This window comes from Neorhizobium sp. CSC1952, from assembly GCF_030378245.1.
GTDB classification, from domain to species: Bacteria; Pseudomonadota; Alphaproteobacteria; order Rhizobiales; family Rhizobiaceae; genus Neorhizobium; species Neorhizobium oryzae_A.
Window position 1 is genome coordinate 3,175,592 of sequence record NZ_CP128416.1, and the last position, 17,255, is coordinate 3,192,846.

Consider the following 17,255-nt stretch of genomic DNA (forward strand, 5'->3'; position numbering starts at 1 on the left):
ACCCTCATGCAATGATGTCGGGGATGATCTGATCCTCGAGCTGGCTCATCTTGTCCTTGATCGCCAGCTTCTTCTTCTTCATGCGCTGAACCCTCAGCGCATCGCAGCCGACCTGGATCATGGCGTTGATGGCGGCGTCGTAATCTTCGTGCTCCTGACGGAGCTTTGCGAGCGCCAGCCGGATATCCGCCTGTTCCTGATCAGCCATCTTAGTCCCCATTCTCGCGCCCGGCCATATCAGCGGCGGCCGGCAATGTCCGCAAGCCTCTACCACCAAACCGCGTTAACGGCTAGTTAGACAAAGTCACGAATTTGCCCCGTTCTAACCATGATTTCTCCTTCGACAAACGCGGCCGATCGTGTCACACTTCCGTCGCAAACCTGAAGCCTCGGCCAAGGGTAAAAGCCGGGGCAGGTGACCAAGGAAGGAACATGCCACATGACCGTCCAGGCTCATATCGCATCGCTTGAAAGGAAGCACGGCGCTCTGGAGGAGGAGCTCCAGGCAATTCTCGCGTCCCCCTCCGCCGACGACCGTGAAATCGCCGAACTCAAGCGCCGCAAGTTGCGCATCAAAGATGAGATGCAACGGCTAAAAGCCTCTACGCGTCACTAATTCCCAAAACAGGAGAATGCGCCGCACGCCTCGGTAACGATCAGTAAGGGGCATTTCAGGAAGCGGCAAAACAATCCAGAAACATTGAAAATTAGGTTCTGGTCGTGGTCCGTTGATCCCACATGTGACTTGCAAACCTCAACGTCACGACCAGAACTGATCCAGCCACAGGTTGAGCCTGTCGAAGCCTTTGGCATTGACGGAATAGATGCGCCGCGTGCCTTCTGCCGTCACCGTCACGAGATTGCTGTCGAGCAGCGCTTTCAGATGCTGCGACACCGCGGGCCGGCTGATCGGCAGGCCCTGGGCGAGCTCGTTGACGGTTTTCGGCGCGCGCCGCAATTCTTCCAGCAGATAGCGCCGGTTCGGATCAGCGATGGCTGCGAAGGGGTCAACGGTCGTCATGCACCGAACTTACGGTAAACGCATGGTAACGGCAAGATTTATTGTGCGTTGCAGCAAAGTCCCCCGCCTTATTTTTACGTTGCTTTTTTAGCGATCGCGCGAGTGCCGGATCCGGTCAGAAGGGCAGGCCGTCCCAGAGCAGCTTCAGGCCGGCGAGGAAGGCCAGCCCATAGGTCATGGGATAGAACACTTCCGATTTCAGATGCTTGACGATCGCGGCGCCCAGCATGGTGGCGGCCAGCGCCACCGGCAGGAGCGTCATGGAGATCGTCAGGTTCTCGCGGTCCAGCGCGCCGAGAAAGAAATAGGGGATGACCTTCACGGCATTGACGATCGCGAAGAAGCGGATGCTGGCGCCCGTATAGGATTTCGGGTCGAGCCGCATCGGCAGGACGTAGATCTGGAAGGGCGGGCCGCCCGCATGGGCGACGAAGCTCGCATATCCCGAAAGCGCGCCCCAGAAGGTGGCGGCCACGGGACGGTGGGGCAGGGGCGCCGCGAATCTATCCGAACGGGGGCCGTAGACCTGCCAGAAATAACGGACCGTGAAGAGAATGGTCGCGGTGGCGATGACGAGGCGGAGCGCATCGTCGGAAACGTAAGCCGACGTCGCCCAGCCGAGCGCAATGCCGATGATGCCGCCCGGCAGGATCATCAGAAGCGTCTTGCAGTCGTTGTGGTTGCGCCAGGACCAGAGCGCGACGATATCCATGACGATCAGGATCGGCAGGAAGATCGCGGCCGCCTTGACGGGATCGACCGCCATGGACATGAGCGGCACGCCGAGAAGCCCGATCGCGCCGCCGATGCCGCCCTTCGAAAGGCCGACGAGGAGGACGGCCGGAATGGCGGCTGCGAAAAAGGCGAGGCTGAGCGTATCGGGCATGAAGAGTTCGATGAGGCGGGGCGGTTGATCCTTCGGTCGGTCCGGTCTATCGAATTTGCGGACAGAAGACGAGTGCGGATTTCATGAACATCCGCCTGACAGGACAAGATTATGACCGGACTGGAAGACCGTTGCCGCCTCGTACTGATCGTGCCGGAGGGCGATGATGCCGCAGAGATTGCAAGGCAGCTCGAAGAGGCGCTTTCGGGCGGCGACGTGGCGTCGGTCGTTCTTCCCCAATACGGTCTCGACGACCAGGCGTTCCAGAAGCGGGCCGAAACGCTGGTGCCGATCGTCCAGGCGGCGGGTGCCGCGGCCCTGATCGCCGGCGACAGCCGCGTCGCGGGCCGGGTGAAGGCCGACGGGCTGCATCTCGCGGGCACGCTGACGGAGCTGGAAGAGGCGATCGGGAAATTCGTGCCGAAGCTGATCGTCGGCGCCGGCGGTGCGGCGGACAGGCACCAGGCGCTGGAGATCGGCGAACTCAGGCCCGACTATATCTTCTTCGGCAAGCTCGACGGCGACATCAAGCCGGAGGCGCATCCGAAGAACCTCGCGCTTGGCGAATGGTGGGCTTCCATGGTGGAAATCCCCTGCATCGTCATGGGCGGCAGCGATCCGGTCTCGGCGCTCGCCGTTGCCGAGACCGGCGCGGAATTCGCGGCGCTCCGGGCGGCGGTCTTTTCGAACCCGAAAGGTGCGGCCGCCGTTGTCGCGGAGGTCAACGCGATCCTGGACGAAAAAGCGCCACGGTTTGAGGCTTGATGGCTCCCCATGGGTTCGAACCGATTTCATCGCGTGATTCTGAAGGGGCTGCTGGCGGCATTTCTCGCCTCGGCGGCGCTGCCGTCCTTCGCGCTCGCGCAGGCGAACACGAGAGCCGTCACGCGGCCGCTGGAGCCGGATACCCAGCCGATGAAGAAGGATCGGGTCGAGACGCAGCCGGCGGAAGGAAATGCGCAAGGGGCGGCGGAGGAGCAGACCCAGCCGGACGGGATCGTACCCTCAGGCGGCGTCGAGCTCTACCAGCGCATGGGAGCGGCGCTGCCGCCCGCGCCGCCGGAAAAACCCTATAACGGTCCGATCGACGAGGCTTACGGGGCCTATCAGCGCGGGTTCTATGTGACCGCGCTCGACAAGGCGCTGACTCGCGCCGGCGCGGGCGATGCGGCGGCGCAGACGCTCGTCGCCGAGATGATGACCAAGGGGCTCGGGATCAAGCGCGACGCGAAGACCGCCGCTTTCTGGTACAGGCAGGCGGCGGAAGGCGGCGATCCGGCCGCCATGTTCCAGTATGCGCTGCTCCTGATGAGCGGCCGCGACGTTCCCCGCGACAAGAAACTGGCCGACGAGTTCATGCGCAAGGCGGCCGAGGCCGGCAATTCCTCGGCGCAGTTCAACTGGGCGCAGATCGTCGTTTCCGACAATCCGGGCGAAAAGGGCCTGCATCTGGCTCTGCCCTTCTACGAGAAATCCGCCAGCCAGGGCGTCGCGGACGCGCAATATGCGGTGGCGCAGCTTTACGTGGCGCTGAAGGACCTGCCGCAGGAGAAGAAGGCGAAGGCCCGCGAATGGCTGGAGCGCGCCGCCAAGGCGGGGTTCGACACCGCGCAGCTCGACATGGGCGTCTGGCTGGTCAACGGCATTGGCGGCGAGCGGGATTACGACAAGGGCTTCGAATGGATGCGGATCGCCGCCCATCGCGGCAACGTGGCGGCCCAGAACAAGCTCTCGCATCTTTACATCAATGCGCTCGGCACGCGGCCGAACCCGGTCGAGGCCGCCAAATGGTACGTGCTGTCGCGCCGGGCGGGCCTGCAGGACCCCGCGCTCGAGGATTTCTACCTCGGCATCAGCGAGGAAACGCGGAAGCAGGCGATCGAGGCAGCAAACAGATTCCGGCGGGGGTGAGGAGCGGTCCGGCGAAGCCGGAGAAATCGATCCGGTGAATCGATTTCAGCGACGAACGCCCGGAGCGCAAGCGAAGGGCCGGGAGACGGCGCGGCAGATCAATATCCACCTGAAAGCCCGCTCCGATCAGTTCGCAAGGGCGTAGCCGACGATCTGGAAATGGCCTACCGCCAGCGCGGCGATCACGACGAGCCAGAGCACCGTGTAGCGGATCGGAAAAGCCTCGACCTTGCGGTCGAGGCGCGGAGCGAGCGCGAAGATCAGCGTTGCGGCAAGTGTCGCGATCGGTACGACCGAAAGTGCGAAAGATGCGGGCGCGTATCGGTTTGGCGTGCCGTCGAAACCGAAATGCACGGGAAGCTCCGCCCCTGACGGCACCGAAGACCAGGCGGTAAGCGACGCGGCGGCCATGGTCGCGGTGAGCGCGATGCTCAATGTCAGCGGCAGCGTGATCCTCATTTCGGGCTCCTCAGCGGAATATCGAGGCGGTCTCGGGAGTTTCGCAGACACAGCCGACGGCGACAATAGGCCGCTTTCCCGCGGATGACTTGAATTTCCCGCTGTTTTGTGGTCTTGAAGCCGCCCATCAAGAAAAGCTCAGAAAACGCCGTCCCGCGCAGATGCAATCCGGGACAACGCCCAAGGATTTCCCGCATGGCCCGCTCCGCCCTTCTCAATGTCATGGTTCAGGCTGCCCTCAAGGCAGGCAAGTCGCTCGGCCGCGATTTCGGCGAGGTGCAGAACCTGCAGGTTTCGGTGAAGGGCCCGAGCGATTTCGTCTCCCAGGCGGATCTGCGCGCCGAGAAGATCGTCCGCGACGAGCTGATGAAGGCGCGCCCCACCTACGGTTTCCTCGGCGAGGAAAGCGAGGAGGTGAAGGGCACGGACGGGGCGCATCGCTGGATCGTCGATCCGCTCGACGGCACGACCAATTTCCTGCACGGCATTCCGCAGTTCGCCGTCTCGATCGCGCTTGAACGCAACGGCGAGATCGTCGCGGGCGTCGTCTTCAACCCGGCGACCGACGAGCTCTTCACGGCCGAGAAGGGCGGCGGCGCCTTCATGAACGACCGCCGCATCCGGGTCGCCGCCCGCCGCGTGCTGTCCGACTGCGTCATCGGCTGCGGCGTGCCGCATCTCGGCCGCGGCAACCATGGAAAATTCCTCGTCGAACTCAGGCATGTCATGGGCGAGGTCGCCGGCATCCGCCGCTTCGGCGCCGCGGCACTCGACCTCGCCTATGTGGCGTCCGGGCGCCTGGACGGCTTCTGGGAAACCGATCTTTCGCCCTGGGACATGGCGGCCGGCATCCTGCTCATCCGCGAGGCGGGCGGCTTCGTCAGCGACATGAAGGGCACGACGGACATTTTCGGCAGCGGCAACATCGTCGCCGGCAACGAGCTGATCCAGAAGGCGCTGCTCGAAGCCGCCAACCGGCCGGTGCCGACGCGCTGAGGCATTGCCGCATCGCCGGCCGCTTATACGAACAACGGCTGGATAGCCGGCTGTTTTCCACGGCTTCCGCACTTCAATTCGTCGCAATTTTACACTAGCCTCCGGCGCGACGGATACCGGAGGCGGAAGGCGTATCATGGCGAATGCGAGAGTGGACGATCTGGACGAGGCTGAAACGCGCAGCGGCTACGCCTACAAGCTCTCCAATCCGGCGTCCTTCCTGTGGACCATGGTGATCTTCCTGATCATCGTCGGCTTCGTCGCTTCCATCCTCTACCGTCAGGCGCAGCACGCGTTTCAGACCAATCCGGGCCTCAACGGGCTGATCCTCGGCGTTCTGCTGATCGGCATCATCCTCGTCTTCAACCAGGTCGTCGGCCTCATTCCGGAGGTGCGCTGGTTCAATTCCTTCCGCGCCGCCGGCAGCGCCGACAAGGTGGGCCGCGAGCCGCGGCTGCTGGCGCCCATGCGGACCCTGATCGGCAGCCGCCGCAAGATGGCGCTCTCGACCACGGCCTTCCGCTCCATTCTCGATTCGATCGGCACGCGCCTCGACGAATCGCGCGACATTTCGCGCTATCTGATCGGCCTGCTCGTCTTCCTCGGCCTGCTCGGCACGTTCTGGGGCCTCATCGAAACGATCGGCTCGATCAGCAACGTCATCGGCGCTCTCGATCCGAATTCCGGCGATTCGAACGACATCCTCGCCGCCATCAAGAGCGGGCTCGCCCAGCCGCTCGCCGGCATGGGCACGGCCTTCTCGTCCTCGCTGCTCGGCCTTTCGGGCTCGCTCATCCTCGGCTTCCTCGACCTGCAGGCCGGCCGCGCCCAGAACCGGTTCTACACGGAGCTCGAGAACTGGCTCTCCTCGGTCACCGACCTCGGCTCGGACATGCCGGTGGTGGCGGAGACGATCGCCCACGGCTCCTCCGAGGACATAAGGGCGCTTACCGAACAGCTCCGGGCGCTTGCCTCCGCGCAATCGAGAGCACCCGACGGGCCGCAGAACGAGCGTTCGCTCTCGGCCATGGCCAATCTCGCCGAAGGCATCCAGGGGCTCGTCAAGAACATGCGCAACGAGCAGCAGATGCTGCGCGACTGGATCGAGGCGCAGCAGGAAGAAGCCAAGGCCATGCGCCGCACGCTCGACCGGCTCTCCGACAAGATCGGAGGAAAGTAAGCGATGGCGCTCGCCAAGAACCGCCGTCGCGAGCGGGGTGTCGACTACTGGCCGGGCTTCGTGGACGCGCTCTCCACGCTTCTGCTCGCGATCATGTTCCTGCTGACGGTCTTCGTGCTGGCGCAGTTTCTCTTGAGCCGCGAGATTTCCGGCCGCGACGAGGTGCTGAACCGGCTGAACAGCCAGATCGCCGAGCTCACCGAACTTCTGGCGCTCGAAAAGAGCAACAGCCAGGATGTGGAAGACCAGCTCGCCAACCTGCAATCCTCGCTCGCGTCTTCCGAGGCCGAGCGATCGCGGCTGCAGCAATTGCTGAGCCAGGGCGCCGGCAGCAGCGACGCCGCCAATGCCCGCATCGGCGAGCTCACGACCCAGCTCAACCAGGAACAGCAGCTCAGCGCCCGCGCCGCGAGCCAGGTCGAGCTTCTGAACCAGCAGATCGCCGCGCTCAGGGCCCAGATCGCCGCCATCGAGCAGGCGCTGCAGGCTTCCGAGGCCAAGGATGCCTCCTCCCAGGCGCAGATCGCCGATCTCGGCCGGCGCCTCAACGTGGCGCTGGCGCAGCGCGTGCAGGAACTGAACCGCTATCGGTCCGATTTCTTCGGGCGCCTGCGCGAAATCCTCTCCGACCGCGAGAATATCCGCATCGTCGGCGACCGTTTCGTCTTCCAGTCGGAAGTGCTCTTCCCCGTCGGCGGCAGCGAGCTGGACGATGCCGGCCGCGCCGAGATGGACAAGCTGGCGGCAGCACTGCTCGACCTTGCCAAGGAAATTCCGGCGGAGATCAACTGGGTGCTGCGCGTCGACGGCCACACCGACAATTCGCCGCTGTCCGGCATTGGCCGCTACCGCGACAACTGGGAGCTTTCGTCCGCCCGCGCCACGTCGGTCGTCAAATATCTGATCTCCAGGGGCGTGCCGGCCAACCGGCTCGTCGCCGCCGGTTTCGGAGAGTTCCAGCCGATCGCGCCCGGCGATACGCCGGAGGCGAAATCGCAGAACCGCCGCATCGAGCTGAAGCTGACCGAGCGGTGATCCATGGCCGATGACAAGCCGGACATGAGCGCGATTCTCAAGGCGGTCGCCGATAGTCCCAGGCGCGACAACAGCGCCTATCACAAGGCGATCGCCGAGGCGCGCCAGGCCTTCGAGAATGCGGAAGCTCTCCTTGGAGGACCGGTCGAGGTGCGCACCAAGACCAAGATGAAGCGCAACGGCAAGTATGTCGTGAAATGGGTCTTCGAGCGCGCCAGGTAGCGGTTCGAACTAAACTAATGCATCCGGCGCGATAGAATGGGTGGTGGACGCAAAGCCAAGCCGCGCGAGCCCGCGGCGCACTTCCGGCGCCTTCATGAACAGCCGCCATAACAGGCCGGAGCGGAAATTCTCGATCATGGCGATGATCGGGCCCTGGTCGATGGCGAGATAGGTGCCGGCCACCCAGCCTGTCTTCGGTACGAAGGAATCGGCGAAGCCGAACCGGCCGAGCAGTTTGCCGTCTTCATAGGCGAGCATGGCCCGCAGGGCGCTCTCCGCCTCGGCGGGGAGGAAGGGGAAGCTCGACAGCGCGGCGGTCGGCGCGATGACGCCCTTGTCGTAGGCGGGCGAGAAGGCGCCGTAGCCTTTCGGGCCGTCGGATGCCGTCAGGCCCCACACACCGGCTTTGCGGTAGCCGGGCACGCTCATGCAATAGTCGTGGTTGATGCGCGTGTGCGCCACGGCCTGCGCCCGGTAGTCGCTGCAATACCGGTCGCTCAGTCCGCAGGGATCCAGCGCGCAAAAACTGTAATGCGAGATGAAGAGGGGGCCGCCATAAGGCTCGCCGAGCGGAAGCACGGTGCCGAGATAGCTCGCGCCGTTGCGCATCTCGCCAGAGCGTGCCCAACCCTTATGGTAGTTTTCCGGCCCGATCGGGTGGGTCCCGGAGCCGGCCGCAAGCACGTAGGCCGACAGCGCCTCGTTCCAGCCGCGGATCGGCAGGTTCATGATCCAGTCGTGATCGGGGCTCCAGTGCCAGTAGAGCGCGCCGTTTTCGCCGCGCGTGTACCAATCCCATTCCACGGCGCCGAACAGCCGGTCGACGCAAGCCCTGAGCTTCTCTTCCTCATTCGTCGCGGCCTGGAAATATTCCCGGGCGCAGATGAGGCCCTGCATCAGGAAGGCTGTTTCGACCAGATCGCCGCCATTGTCCTTTTCGGAAAAATGCATGGCGGCGCCGGTCGCGCCGTCGATGAAGTGGGCGAAGGCGCCGTGGAAGCGCGGCGAGCGTTCCAGATGCCGCAAGATGGTCGTCAGCCGCTCCAAGGCGGCCGCGCGGCTGATCCAATGCCGTTCCGTGGCGACGATAATGGCGAGGATGCCGAAGCCGGTGCCGCTGACCGAGACGATGTCGGGGGAGGGATCGCCCGAGACGAAGCACTTGTCGAACGGCAGGCCGCTTTCCGGATGCGCACCGTCCCAGAAGAACCGGAACGTTCGGGCCTGGACTTGTTCGAGGCAGTCTTCGAGGGAGGACGAGGAAGGGGAATTGAAATTCATGATCCTAGGCTTTGCGCGCAACGGGTGAGATTAAGTAAGCGCTCGAAGCGCCGGATTCACTTCGACCGCAAACCGATAAGAAACACTTTGGCGTGAAGGATCAGAGCGCGGTCGCGCTCTGCCGTTCGATATCGTGGAATTGAAGGCGGGCGAGCCTGGCATAGAGTCCGCCTGCCGCGATCAGGCTCTGATGCGTGCCTTCCTCGACGATCCGCCCCTCCTCCAGGACGAGGATGCGGTCGGCCTTCAGCACGGTCGCAAGCCGATGGGCGATGACCAGCGTCGTGCGGTTCTGCATCAGCCCGTCGAGCGCCTTCTGCACCAGGGTTTCGCTTTCCGCGTCGAGCGCCGATGTCGCCTCGTCGAGCAGCAGGACCGGCGCATCCTTCAAAATGGCGCGGGCGATCGCGATGCGCTGGCGCTGGCCGCCGGACAGCGTGATGCCCCGCTCGCCGGCCAGCGTGTCGTAGCCGTTGTCGAGCTTCGAGATGAATTCGTCCGCCTGCGCAGCCACCGCCGCTGCCCGCACGGCTTCGCGGCTGGCATCGGGTGCGCCGAAGGCGATGTTGTCGTGGATGGAGGCGGCGAAGATGGTCACGTCCTGCGGGACGATCGCCAGGCGGGAGCGGAGATCGGCAAGCCTTGCCTGCCGAAGATCGACGCCGTCGAGTTTCACCGCTCCGGCGGACGGATCGTAGAAGCGCATGAGCAGCGAGAAGATCGTGCTCTTGCCGGCGCCGGACGGTCCGACGATCGCCACCGTCTCTCCCGGCTTCACGCGGAAGGAAAGTGCGTTCAGCGTGATGGCGCTGACGCGGGCCGGATAGGCGAAGGAGACCTTTTCGAACGCGACCTCGCCGCGTGCCGGCGAGGGAAGGGCGACAGGACTTTCGGGATCGCGGATCGCCGGCACTTCGTGCAGGAGCTCGGTCAGGCGCTCCGCCGCGCCGCCGGCGGCGGACAGTTCGCCCCAGACTTCCGAGAGCTGGCCGAGCGAGCTTGCGGCGATCACCGAATAGAGCACGAACTGGCCGAGCGTTCCGGCCGTCATGGTGCCGGCAAGAACGCTCTGGGCGCCATACCAGAGCACGCCGACGACGCTGCCGAAGACGAGCAGGATGCCGAAACCGGTGAGCAGCGCGCGGGCCCTGATCGCCGAACGGGCGGCGGCATAGGCGTTCTCCACCGCGCCGCCATAGCGGCCGCCGGCTGCCGCTTCGCCGCCGAAGGCCTGGACGGTGCGGGTGGCGCCGATCGTCTCCGCAGCGAAGGCGGAGGTTTCGGCAAGCGTATCCTGCGCGGCGCGGGAGCGCCTTCTGACCGACCGGCCGAACCCGACCAGCGGGAAGACGATGAGCGGGATCGCGCCGAGCACCAGCGCGGAAAGCCGCGGGCTCGTGTAGATCATCATCGCCATGGCGCCGAGACAGAGGATCGTGTTGCGCAGCGCCTGCGACGCGGCCGAGCCGAACGCGGACTTGATCTGCGTCGTGTCCGCCGTCAGCCGCGAGACGATCTCGCCCGACTGGTTGACGTCGTAGAAGGAGGGTGAAAGCCGGGTGATATGGGAAAAGACCTCGCGGCGCAGGTCCGCCACCACGCGCTCGCCGATGGTGATGACATAGTAGTAGCGCATGGCGCTGGCGACGGCCAGTAGTGCTGCGAGCACCAGAAGCATGCCGAAATAGTTGTTGATGAAATGGCCGTCCGACGAGGCGAAGCCGTGGTCGACCATGCGGCGCACGGCAAGCGGCAGCGCCAGCGTGGTGGCGGCGGCAGCCACGAGGAAGAAGACGGCCGCGGCGACCATCGGCCGGTAGCGGGCGAGATAGGGAAGGAGCCTTGCGAGCGGTCTGAGCGCTTTGCCTCTTTGCGGGGATTCTCCGGGCTGAGCTTCTCCAGGCTGGGTTTCTCGGGCTTCGGCCAATTTTTCCCTCGGATATCGTGGCACTTTTCAGGGCGCGCGGGTACTTGTACTTCCGGCGACCTTCCTGTATAGGCTCCGCATCAAATTGGGAAGCCGTGACCGGACCGGTCTGCGGCTTCATTTATTAAAGAGGGTTCTTGCTCGCAATTGCGACAAATGGACCTCGCGAAGAGCAGGAATATCGACATGAAGGCTGACATTCATCCCGAATACCACATGATCAAGGTCGTCATGACCGATGGCACCGAATACGAGACCCGCTCCACCTGGGGTTCCGAAGGTGCGACCATGAACCTCGAAATCGATCCCAAGTCCCACCCGGCCTGGACGGGCGGCAACCAGCAGCTCATGGACCGCGGCGGCCGCGTCTCCAAGTTCAACAAGCGTTTCGGCGGCCTCGGCCTCTAAGTCGCCTCACGGCGGACCAAACGAAGAGCCTGGCGAAAGCCGGGCTTTTTTGTTTTCGGTATAGGGGGGAGAAGCGCGGAATGGAAAACCAGCCAAACTTACCGACTACGCTCCATCGTATGGGGAGAGTGTTGTGTGATGTCTAAACTATCGACATCAGATCCAGCGCCAGCCAGTCGAGATCACGCGGCACAGGCGGAGCGAATTAGTGGCGATCTCGACCGATCTTACGACTGGTTGCAGGCCGCAGCGCAACGGGCGCATCGAACGGCCGATGCGCCTGATGTCGTCATCGACGCGGTTGAGCGAGCAGAAGTCGGCCCGGAACATCGGTGCTCGATTTAAAAGAGAACCGCGTTGCACCGTCGATTTGAAGTTAAGAGGGACTCCAAAGCTCACCGATGCCCGATCAAAACGGATAATCAGCTGCCGAAAGCCGTGCGCAGCAGGTTGAGCTGGGCGCGGACGCTGTTTTCGTTGTCCGGCAGGACGGCGGCGTCGGACGGGCGGTAGATTTCGCGGTCGAGAAGGGCGATGCGGTTCTGCAGGCGCAGCGACCGTTCGACGAGATCGCGGAAACCTTCCGGCAGGTCGAGCCAGCCCGGCGCGTTGCGATCGACATTGAAGCCGTCGAGGCGCACCTTGCTCTTTTCGGACAGGACCTGGTCGCGGCTCATCTCGCCGTTGTTGACGGCGCGCTGCAGGAGCAGCCAGGAAGCCATCTGCATCAGGCGGGTGGTGAGCCGCATGGACTCGGCGGCGTAGAGGACGGACGCCATGCGCGGCAGCACCTTCGAGGCGGCACGGCCCGGACCGTCGAGATAGCTCGCGGTTTCCTCGACCAGCGCCATGCCTTCCGAGTAAAGCGCCTTGAACTGCGACGAGGCAGCGGCGCGGCCGGCAAAACTGACGGTATTCAATCCCTGTTCGGACATCGAACTCATCCTGCTAACGCAATCACATTCAGGCAATGGAGACAGCGGTTAAAAGTTCCGCCGCCGTTCTGACCAGACTGAACATGATACTTATAGCGGAAATCCGCAAGGCGTTTCTTAAGGAAGGGTTAATACCCACAAGAAGTGGTAAATATCCGCGATCTCCTCGAAAAGGAGAGGTATTTTCGCCGGCGAATACTGCCGTCGCCAGCGGCCCGATACGGCTTTCAGGAAGGTCGTTGCGGGGTGAAAAAGAAGAGCCGCGGAAGGCGGCTCTCAAGGTAAAACAGGGAGAAATCAGACCATTCGCCGAACGGTGAAACTGTCTGAGTCCAGGAGGCCTGAACGCTTTTTATATTCTCCGTTAATGATTAATATCGTCTTAAGGACGAGCGAAAAATACTTGCCATTCTCGCGGCATCCTGGGTTTCATGTTCGGAAGAAGCTGTCGGCGGCCCGCTTGCCGGCAGCCTTCCTCTCCTTTTCCGCTTCAAGCCGCGCAATCTCCTCCTTCAACAGCCCGATGCGGGAATCGAGCTCGTCGACGGAGAGCAGTGAAAGGTCCGAGCCGATCTCATGGGGTGTCGGCTTCTTCGGGCGATCGTCATCGAGAAAGCTCATGATGCCTCCTTCCTGGCACTGGTTTCTGCCGCGGCCTCCGCGTTGGCGCGCGGGTCGAGCGACAGGCTTTCCGGCGTCGCCAGCGGCGCGGTCGAGGCCGGCGCGGTCTGGTAGGCCTCGCGTTCCTCGACCGGGACCGGCGCCCGCCTGCGGCTGCGTATGATGGCGTAGGCCGTCACCAGAATATGGGCCATCGCGGTGACCGCGAAAAGGGCATGCGGGCCCGCCCAGGTCATCACCGGACCGCCGAGCGTCGGGCCGATGATGGTGCCGATTCCGTAAAGGAGGAGGAGGCCGCCGGACACTTTGACGAAATCCTCCGAGGAGGCGAAGTCGTTGGCATGCGCGACGGCGATCGGATAAAGCGCGTTGGCGGCCGCCCCATAGATCGCCACCAGCACGACGATGCCGTAGACGTCCAGCGGGCGGATGATGAAGACGGCAAGCCCCGCGAGCGCCGCCGCGGCCGAAAGGGCGGCGAGCACGTGGCGGCGGTCCATCCGGTCCGAGAGGCGCCCGGCCGGGAACTGCATGATCGCGCCGGCGAAGATGGTGATCGAGACCATGGCGGCGACCGCGCCGTGGTCCAGACCCGCACGGGTCGCGAAGACGGCGCCGAGCGTGCCGTAGGCGCCGTTGGCGATGCCGATCAGCAGGATGCCGACGAAGGAGATCGGCGAATTGCGGAAGAGCGCGGGGAGATCCAGCCGGGCGCGCTTCAGCGGTTGCGGGGAGGCGGCCCTCGAAAGCGTCGTCGGCAGCGCCGCGATGCTGTAGAGAATGCCGCAGACCATGAAGAGCGCCGGCGTGGCGACATCCCCGAACGGCACCATCAATTGGCCGCCGACCACGCCGAAGAGCGTGATGGAAATATAGAAGGAAAAGATCGTGCCGCGGCTTTCGGGGGTGGCGCGCTCGTTCAGCCAGCTTTCGATGATCATCGAGGTGCCGGCGGTGCAGAAGCCGGTTATGGCGCGCAGCACCAGCCAGGTATTCTGGTCGACCATGAGCCCCGTCAGCAGCACGTTGAGGCAGATGAGAGAGAGGAACCCGGAGAAGGCGCGTACATGGCCGATGCGGCGCACCACGTTCGGCGCTACGAAGCAGCCGATCACGAAGCCGGCGGCCCAGGTCGTGCCGAGCAGGCCGAGCACCTCGTTGGAATAGCCTTCCTGCGAACCGCGCACCGGCAGGAGCAGGCCCTGCAGGCCGTTGCCCAGGAAGAGGAAAAGCGTACCGCAAAGAAGGGCGAGGACGGGGAGGAGGTTTCGTCTCATTTTCGGTACTGTCAGCTCATCTTTCGAATGCGGCCAATCGGAGAATCCTGCACGCAAGCATTGTTGCACGCCGATGAACCGGGCGTTAACGAAGGCGAAGCGGATTTTCGGATGCCCCCGAATCCGTTCATGGCTATCTGTGGTGGAGTGCAAAAATGTCCAGCCTGTGGCGCGATACGCAAGGTCCGGAGATGCGTCGTTAAATGACCAAAGCCATTTCGGTCCTGCTGATCCTCGCCATGCTGGTCCAGATCGTCAAGCCGCTCGGCCTGCCGGGCTTGAGGCGCCGCGGCGATTTCTGGAAGCTGGCGCTCTTCGCCTTCGCGATCTGGAGCGTTGCCCTGATCCTCAGGGAATTTACGACGATGTAATCAGAGCTCCAGGCTGCCGCGCATGACGGAGACGCAGCGGCCGCTGATGCGCACATCGCCGGCCACGCCGCCGGCCTTCACGACATCGAGTTCGATCACGCTGCGGCGGCCCATTTCCACGCCCTGTTCGATGGTGACGTGCACGTTCGTATCGGCATCCGCTGCGCGGGTGGCGAGAAAGGCGGAGAGTGCCGCCGAGGCGCTGCCGGTCGCCGGATCCTCCATGACATTGTCGAGCGGGGCGAACATGCGGGCGCGGATACGCCACGGGGTCTCGGCGCTGCGGACGTAGAGGAAGAGCGAGAAATCGCCGTCCGGCCGCGCATGCCGGGCGGCGGCCTCATGGAAAGCTGTGATGTTCGGCCTTGCCGCGGCCAGTGCGTCGAGGCTTTCGAGTTCGGCGACGGCGAAGGGAAGGCCGACCGAGACGACCACCGGCTTGTGGCCGGACGTGCGGATGTTCCCGGTTTTGATCGAGGCGCATCCGGCGATCAGTTCCAGCGCCACTTCGTCGCCGACGGTCAGCGGCTGCGGCGCGCGGATCGTCGCGCCGACCACGGTGTTCTCCTCGCGGAGGAGCTCGATTTCCACCAGGCCGGCGATCTCCTCGAAGCGGAGACTGTCGCCGAGAGGTCTGCCGAAAAGCTCCGCCTGCCGGCCGAGCACGAAGGCGGTGCCGACATTCGGATGACCGGCAAAGGGGATTTCCATCGTCGGCGTGAAGATGCGCACCCGGGCCGTGTTGTCCGCTCTCTCCGGCGGCAGCACGAAGGTGCTTTCGGCATAGCCGAATTCCGCGGCGATCGCCTGCATCTGCCGGTCCGTCAGGCCGCGCGCGTCGGGGACGACGGCGAGCGGATTGCCGGCAAAGCGTTCGCTCGTGAAGACATCGACGGTGACGAAATCGGCGGTCGGCATGGCGGCGCTCCCGGAATTGGTTCGTTAGTTAGTTAACCGACGAACTTTCCCGGCGCCAGCCAATCTTTCTGATCCACCGATCAATAAAACCGAAGCCTCGCAACCGGTCAGATCAGGCCGTGATCCTTCATCGCCTTCTCCTCGTCGCCGGTGACATAGGCAAAGATCCTGGGCTGACCGCCGGCGAGGGTCACGAAGTAGAAGTTGGTGAAGCGGATATTGCCGCTTTCGCCGGCCTTGCCGACATAGACGAAATCCCAGCCGACCTCCGCGACCGCATGAAGATCGTTGAGCGGCGAGACCTTCATTCCGGTCATCAGCATCTGCCTGCCGCCGACCTCGCGATAGCGCGCAAATCCCTGCGGGATCGCTTCGCGAAGTTTTTCGTCATTGGCTCCGCCGAACACCGCCTGCGGCGTCGAACCGACAAAATACGCGGCGAAGAAAGCCGTGATCCTGTCGATGTCGACCAGCGACTCATCCTTGAGCGCATCGTTGCTGATCCTGCCGTAGTCGTTGAAGAATTCGCGGACCGTCGTTTCCAAGTCTGTCATGGCTTCACCTCCATCACCCGAAGGAACGCTGTGCGGCCAATCCGGTTCATCGCGGCTTGCCGGTCCGGCCGGTCCCAAAACGAAAAGCCGCCCGTTGCCGGAGCGGCTTTCGTTTCCGTGAAGAAGCGGCGGTCGGGCTGTCGATCTCCGCGCGGCGCGAGAAGGCGCACAACCGGTCATCGGGATCGCATCAGGACTTGTTGACGCTTGCTGCGTAGATTTGATCGATCGTTTCGGCCAGGCTCGCATTGAACTCCGCGTCGCTCATGGAGACGCGCAGGTTTTCCGCCAGCGCGCGCGAGAAACTCGCGATCATGCCGTGGTTATGGCTGAGCTTTTCGCAGGCGTCCGCGGTGCTGTAGCCGCCGGAAAGGGCGACGACGCGGACGACCGATTTGTGGGCGACCAGAGATGCGTAGAAATCGGCGACCGTCGGGATCGTCAATTTGAGCATGACCGTCTCGCCTGCGGGAAGCTTGTCCAGCTGCTGCGCGATCTCGTCGCGCAAAATGGTTTCGGCCTGTTCCTTCGTCGGGCTCTTGATGGAAACTTCAGGCTCGATGATCGGCATGAGGCCCTGGGCGATGATCTGGCGCGCTACCTCGAACTGCTGCTTTACGACGGCGGCGATCCCGGCCTTGTCGGCATGGGCGATCACCGAGCGCATCTTGGTTCCGAAGATACCCTTTTCGCGACCGCGGATCAGGAGAGCATCCAGATCGGGCATCGGCTTCATCGTCTGAACGCCGTTTTCCTCGGCATTGAGACCCTTGTCGACCTTGAGGAAAGGCACGACGCCGCGCTTTTCCCAGAGATAGGACGGAACGGGCTCACCATCGACGTCGCCGTCCATGGTCCGCTCGAACAGGATGGCGCCGATGACCTTGTCGCCCTTGAAGGCGGGCGCGGTCATGATGCGGACGCGCATGGCGTGTATCAGGCGGAACATCTCCTCGTCGCCCTGATAGTCGGTCTCGGACACGCCATAAAGACGCAACGCTCCAGGTGTTGAACCGCCGCTTTGGTCCAGCGCCGCGATAAATCCGGGCGCAGAACTCATCTTGTTCAACATCTTCGCGTCCACCATACTACACTCCTGTCCCTAAAGTTGGCGCCAAACGCGCGCATATCTCCCTAAGCTGCCATTCGCGGATAACAGAAGTTTTTTTAAAGGGAAATCCTCGATTAAAATGTTTAAACGATTGAAATTATTTCAATCGTTTAAAATATCTGAATATTTTCAAGGCGGTTAA

At 63.5% G+C, this 17,255-nt stretch carries 21 protein-coding genes; 9 read left to right on the plus strand and 12 right to left on the minus strand.

The features are described 5' to 3' along the window. Positions 1 to 4: 4 nt before the first annotated feature. Positions 5 to 208 carry a DUF465 domain-containing protein gene (locus QTA58_RS15395; RefSeq protein ID WP_085420158.1) on the minus strand — a complete coding sequence of 68 codons (204 nt, stop codon included), beginning with the start codon at positions 206 to 208 and terminating at the stop codon, positions 5 to 7. 231 nt (positions 209 to 439) lie between these two features. Between QTA58_RS15395 and QTA58_RS15400 the strand changes: the two genes are divergently transcribed. Beyond that, positions 440 to 616, plus strand: a complete 177-nt coding sequence (locus tag QTA58_RS15400; RefSeq protein ID WP_085420157.1) for a DUF465 domain-containing protein — start codon at positions 440 to 442, stop codon at positions 614 to 616. Between the two features lie 144 nt (positions 617 to 760). On the opposite strand, the gene QTA58_RS15405 is transcribed toward QTA58_RS15400, so the two are convergent. Next, positions 761 to 1,021, minus strand: coding sequence for a metalloregulator ArsR/SmtB family transcription factor (locus QTA58_RS15405; protein WP_085420156.1), 261 nt, complete (start codon positions 1,019 to 1,021; stop codon positions 761 to 763). Between the two features lie 115 nt (positions 1,022 to 1,136). After that, positions 1,137 to 1,907, minus strand: a complete 771-nt coding sequence (locus QTA58_RS15410) for a sulfite exporter TauE/SafE family protein (protein ID WP_289669525.1) — start codon at positions 1,905 to 1,907, stop codon at positions 1,137 to 1,139. 111 nt (positions 1,908 to 2,018) lie between these two features. Here QTA58_RS15410 and QTA58_RS15415 point away from each other — a divergent pair, with 111 nt between their 5' ends. Continuing rightward, complete coding sequence (locus QTA58_RS15415; protein ID WP_289669526.1) at positions 2,019 to 2,672, plus strand: thiamine phosphate synthase; 654 nt, start codon at positions 2,019 to 2,021, stop codon at positions 2,670 to 2,672. Positions 2,673 to 2,681: 9 nt separating this feature from the next. Next, on the plus strand, positions 2,682 to 3,818 hold the full coding sequence (locus QTA58_RS15420) for a tetratricopeptide repeat protein (protein ID WP_143531475.1): 1,137 nt from the start codon (positions 2,682 to 2,684) through the stop codon (positions 3,816 to 3,818). Between the two features lie 126 nt (positions 3,819 to 3,944). Here the strand turns inward: QTA58_RS15420 and QTA58_RS15425 are convergent, their stop codons facing one another. Then, a complete protein-coding gene (locus QTA58_RS15425) occupies positions 3,945 to 4,277 on the minus strand; it encodes a DUF1648 domain-containing protein (protein ID WP_289669527.1) in 333 nt (110 codons plus the stop codon). A 195-nt stretch (positions 4,278 to 4,472) separates the two neighbouring features. Between QTA58_RS15425 and QTA58_RS15430 the strand changes: the two genes are divergently transcribed. The 4 genes from QTA58_RS15430 (at position 4,473) to QTA58_RS15445 (ending at position 7,710) form a co-directional block, all read left to right on the plus strand. Further along, positions 4,473 to 5,273: an inositol monophosphatase family protein gene (locus tag QTA58_RS15430; protein ID WP_085420152.1), complete on the plus strand. Its 801-nt coding sequence runs from the start codon at positions 4,473 to 4,475 to the stop codon at positions 5,271 to 5,273. Positions 5,274 to 5,409: 136 nt separating this feature from the next. Beyond that, positions 5,410 to 6,453, plus strand: a complete 1,044-nt coding sequence (locus QTA58_RS15435) for a flagellar motor protein MotA (RefSeq protein ID WP_289669529.1) — start codon at positions 5,410 to 5,412, stop codon at positions 6,451 to 6,453. A gap of 3 nt (positions 6,454 to 6,456) precedes the next feature. Then, on the plus strand, positions 6,457 to 7,488 hold the full coding sequence (locus tag QTA58_RS15440; RefSeq protein ID WP_085420150.1) for a peptidoglycan -binding protein: 1,032 nt from the start codon (positions 6,457 to 6,459) through the stop codon (positions 7,486 to 7,488). A gap of 3 nt (positions 7,489 to 7,491) precedes the next feature. Next, positions 7,492 to 7,710 carry a hypothetical protein gene (locus tag QTA58_RS15445; RefSeq protein WP_085420149.1) on the plus strand — a complete coding sequence of 73 codons (219 nt, stop codon included), beginning with the start codon at positions 7,492 to 7,494 and terminating at the stop codon, positions 7,708 to 7,710. Positions 7,711 to 7,719: 9 nt separating this feature from the next. Here the strand turns inward: QTA58_RS15445 and QTA58_RS15450 are convergent, their stop codons facing one another. Then, positions 7,720 to 8,991 (minus strand): glucoamylase family protein, encoded by a 1,272-nt coding sequence (locus QTA58_RS15450; protein ID WP_289669530.1) that lies wholly within the window; start codon positions 8,989 to 8,991, stop codon positions 7,720 to 7,722. A 100-nt stretch (positions 8,992 to 9,091) separates the two neighbouring features. Further along, positions 9,092 to 10,942, minus strand: a complete 1,851-nt coding sequence (locus tag QTA58_RS15455; protein ID WP_341850265.1) for an ABC transporter transmembrane domain-containing protein — start codon at positions 10,940 to 10,942, stop codon at positions 9,092 to 9,094. Between the two features lie 162 nt (positions 10,943 to 11,104). On the opposite strand from QTA58_RS15455, the gene rpmE reads away from it, so the two are divergent. Then, positions 11,105 to 11,326: a 50S ribosomal protein L31 gene (gene rpmE / locus QTA58_RS15460; RefSeq protein ID WP_085420769.1), complete on the plus strand. Its 222-nt coding sequence runs from the start codon at positions 11,105 to 11,107 to the stop codon at positions 11,324 to 11,326. 422 nt (positions 11,327 to 11,748) lie between these two features. Here rpmE and QTA58_RS15465 read toward each other — a convergent pair whose 3' ends face one another. From QTA58_RS15465 to QTA58_RS15475, 3 genes are all read right to left on the minus strand, one after another. Next, positions 11,749 to 12,261, minus strand: coding sequence for a DUF1465 family protein (locus QTA58_RS15465; protein ID WP_085420146.1), 513 nt, complete (start codon positions 12,259 to 12,261; stop codon positions 11,749 to 11,751). 429 nt (positions 12,262 to 12,690) lie between these two features. Next, entirely contained in the window at positions 12,691 to 12,882 is a 192-nt protein-coding gene (locus QTA58_RS15470) for a DUF1192 domain-containing protein (protein ID WP_289669533.1), read from the minus strand. Continuing rightward, positions 12,879 to 14,159, minus strand: a complete 1,281-nt coding sequence (locus QTA58_RS15475) for an MFS transporter (protein WP_289669534.1) — start codon at positions 14,157 to 14,159, stop codon at positions 12,879 to 12,881. The genes QTA58_RS15470 and QTA58_RS15475 overlap by 4 nt, the downstream gene beginning before the upstream one ends. Positions 14,160 to 14,362: 203 nt before the next feature. On the opposite strand from QTA58_RS15475, the gene QTA58_RS15480 reads away from it, so the two are divergent. Continuing rightward, a complete protein-coding gene (locus tag QTA58_RS15480; protein ID WP_200814015.1) occupies positions 14,363 to 14,530 on the plus strand; it encodes a hypothetical protein in 168 nt (55 codons plus the stop codon). Here the strand turns inward: QTA58_RS15480 and QTA58_RS15485 are convergent, their stop codons facing one another. The 3 genes from QTA58_RS15485 to QTA58_RS15495 all read right to left on the minus strand — a co-directional run bounded on the left by QTA58_RS15485 (position 14,531) and on the right by QTA58_RS15495 (position 17,089). After that, positions 14,531 to 15,448, minus strand: a complete 918-nt coding sequence (locus tag QTA58_RS15485) for a PhzF family phenazine biosynthesis protein (RefSeq protein WP_289669535.1) — start codon at positions 15,446 to 15,448, stop codon at positions 14,531 to 14,533. A gap of 107 nt (positions 15,449 to 15,555) precedes the next feature. Further along, complete coding sequence (locus QTA58_RS15490) at positions 15,556 to 16,002, minus strand: hypothetical protein (protein ID WP_289669536.1); 447 nt, start codon at positions 16,000 to 16,002, stop codon at positions 15,556 to 15,558. A 190-nt stretch (positions 16,003 to 16,192) separates the two neighbouring features. Next, positions 16,193 to 17,089 (minus strand): fructose bisphosphate aldolase, encoded by an 897-nt coding sequence (locus QTA58_RS15495; protein WP_289669538.1) that lies wholly within the window; start codon positions 17,087 to 17,089, stop codon positions 16,193 to 16,195. Between the last annotated feature and the right edge of the window lie 166 nt (positions 17,090 to 17,255).

Bases quoted from the DNA above. Each gene is read 5' to 3' on its own strand.
- QTA58_RS15495 (WP_289669538.1), bottom strand. From the start codon at position 17,089: ATGGTGGACGCGAAGATGTTGAACAAGATGAGTTCTGCGCCCGGATTT.
- rpmE (WP_085420769.1), top strand. From the start codon at position 11,105: ATGAAGGCTGACATTCATCCCGAATACCACATGATCAAGGTCGTCATG.
- QTA58_RS15415 (WP_289669526.1), top strand. From the start codon at position 2,019: ATGACCGGACTGGAAGACCGTTGCCGCCTCGTACTGATCGTGCCGGAG.
- QTA58_RS15475 (WP_289669534.1), bottom strand. From the start codon at position 14,159: ATGAGACGAAACCTCCTCCCCGTCCTCGCCCTTCTTTGCGGTACGCTT.
- QTA58_RS15425 (WP_289669527.1), bottom strand. From the start codon at position 4,277: ATGAGGATCACGCTGCCGCTGACATTGAGCATCGCGCTCACCGCGACC.
- QTA58_RS15440 (WP_085420150.1), top strand. From the start codon at position 6,457: ATGGCGCTCGCCAAGAACCGCCGTCGCGAGCGGGGTGTCGACTACTGG.
- QTA58_RS15485 (WP_289669535.1), bottom strand. From the start codon at position 15,448: ATGCCGACCGCCGATTTCGTCACCGTCGATGTCTTCACGAGCGAACGC.
- QTA58_RS15490 (WP_289669536.1), bottom strand. From the start codon at position 16,002: ATGACAGACTTGGAAACGACGGTCCGCGAATTCTTCAACGACTACGGC.
- QTA58_RS15400 (WP_085420157.1), top strand. From the start codon at position 440: ATGACCGTCCAGGCTCATATCGCATCGCTTGAAAGGAAGCACGGCGCT.
- QTA58_RS15435 (WP_289669529.1), top strand. From the start codon at position 5,410: ATGGCGAATGCGAGAGTGGACGATCTGGACGAGGCTGAAACGCGCAGC.
- QTA58_RS15470 (WP_289669533.1), bottom strand. From the start codon at position 12,882: ATGAGCTTTCTCGATGACGATCGCCCGAAGAAGCCGACACCCCATGAG.
- QTA58_RS15450 (WP_289669530.1), bottom strand. From the start codon at position 8,991: ATGAATTTCAATTCCCCTTCCTCGTCCTCCCTCGAAGACTGCCTCGAA.
- QTA58_RS15430 (WP_085420152.1), top strand. From the start codon at position 4,473: ATGGCCCGCTCCGCCCTTCTCAATGTCATGGTTCAGGCTGCCCTCAAG.
- QTA58_RS15410 (WP_289669525.1), bottom strand. From the start codon at position 1,907: ATGCCCGATACGCTCAGCCTCGCCTTTTTCGCAGCCGCCATTCCGGCC.
- QTA58_RS15420 (WP_143531475.1), top strand. From the start codon at position 2,682: ATGGGTTCGAACCGATTTCATCGCGTGATTCTGAAGGGGCTGCTGGCG.
- QTA58_RS15480 (WP_200814015.1), top strand. From the start codon at position 14,363: ATGACCAAAGCCATTTCGGTCCTGCTGATCCTCGCCATGCTGGTCCAG.
- QTA58_RS15405 (WP_085420156.1), bottom strand. From the start codon at position 1,021: ATGACGACCGTTGACCCCTTCGCAGCCATCGCTGATCCGAACCGGCGC.
- QTA58_RS15465 (WP_085420146.1), bottom strand. From the start codon at position 12,261: ATGTCCGAACAGGGATTGAATACCGTCAGTTTTGCCGGCCGCGCCGCT.
- QTA58_RS15395 (WP_085420158.1), bottom strand. From the start codon at position 208: ATGGCTGATCAGGAACAGGCGGATATCCGGCTGGCGCTCGCAAAGCTC.
- QTA58_RS15445 (WP_085420149.1), top strand. From the start codon at position 7,492: ATGGCCGATGACAAGCCGGACATGAGCGCGATTCTCAAGGCGGTCGCC.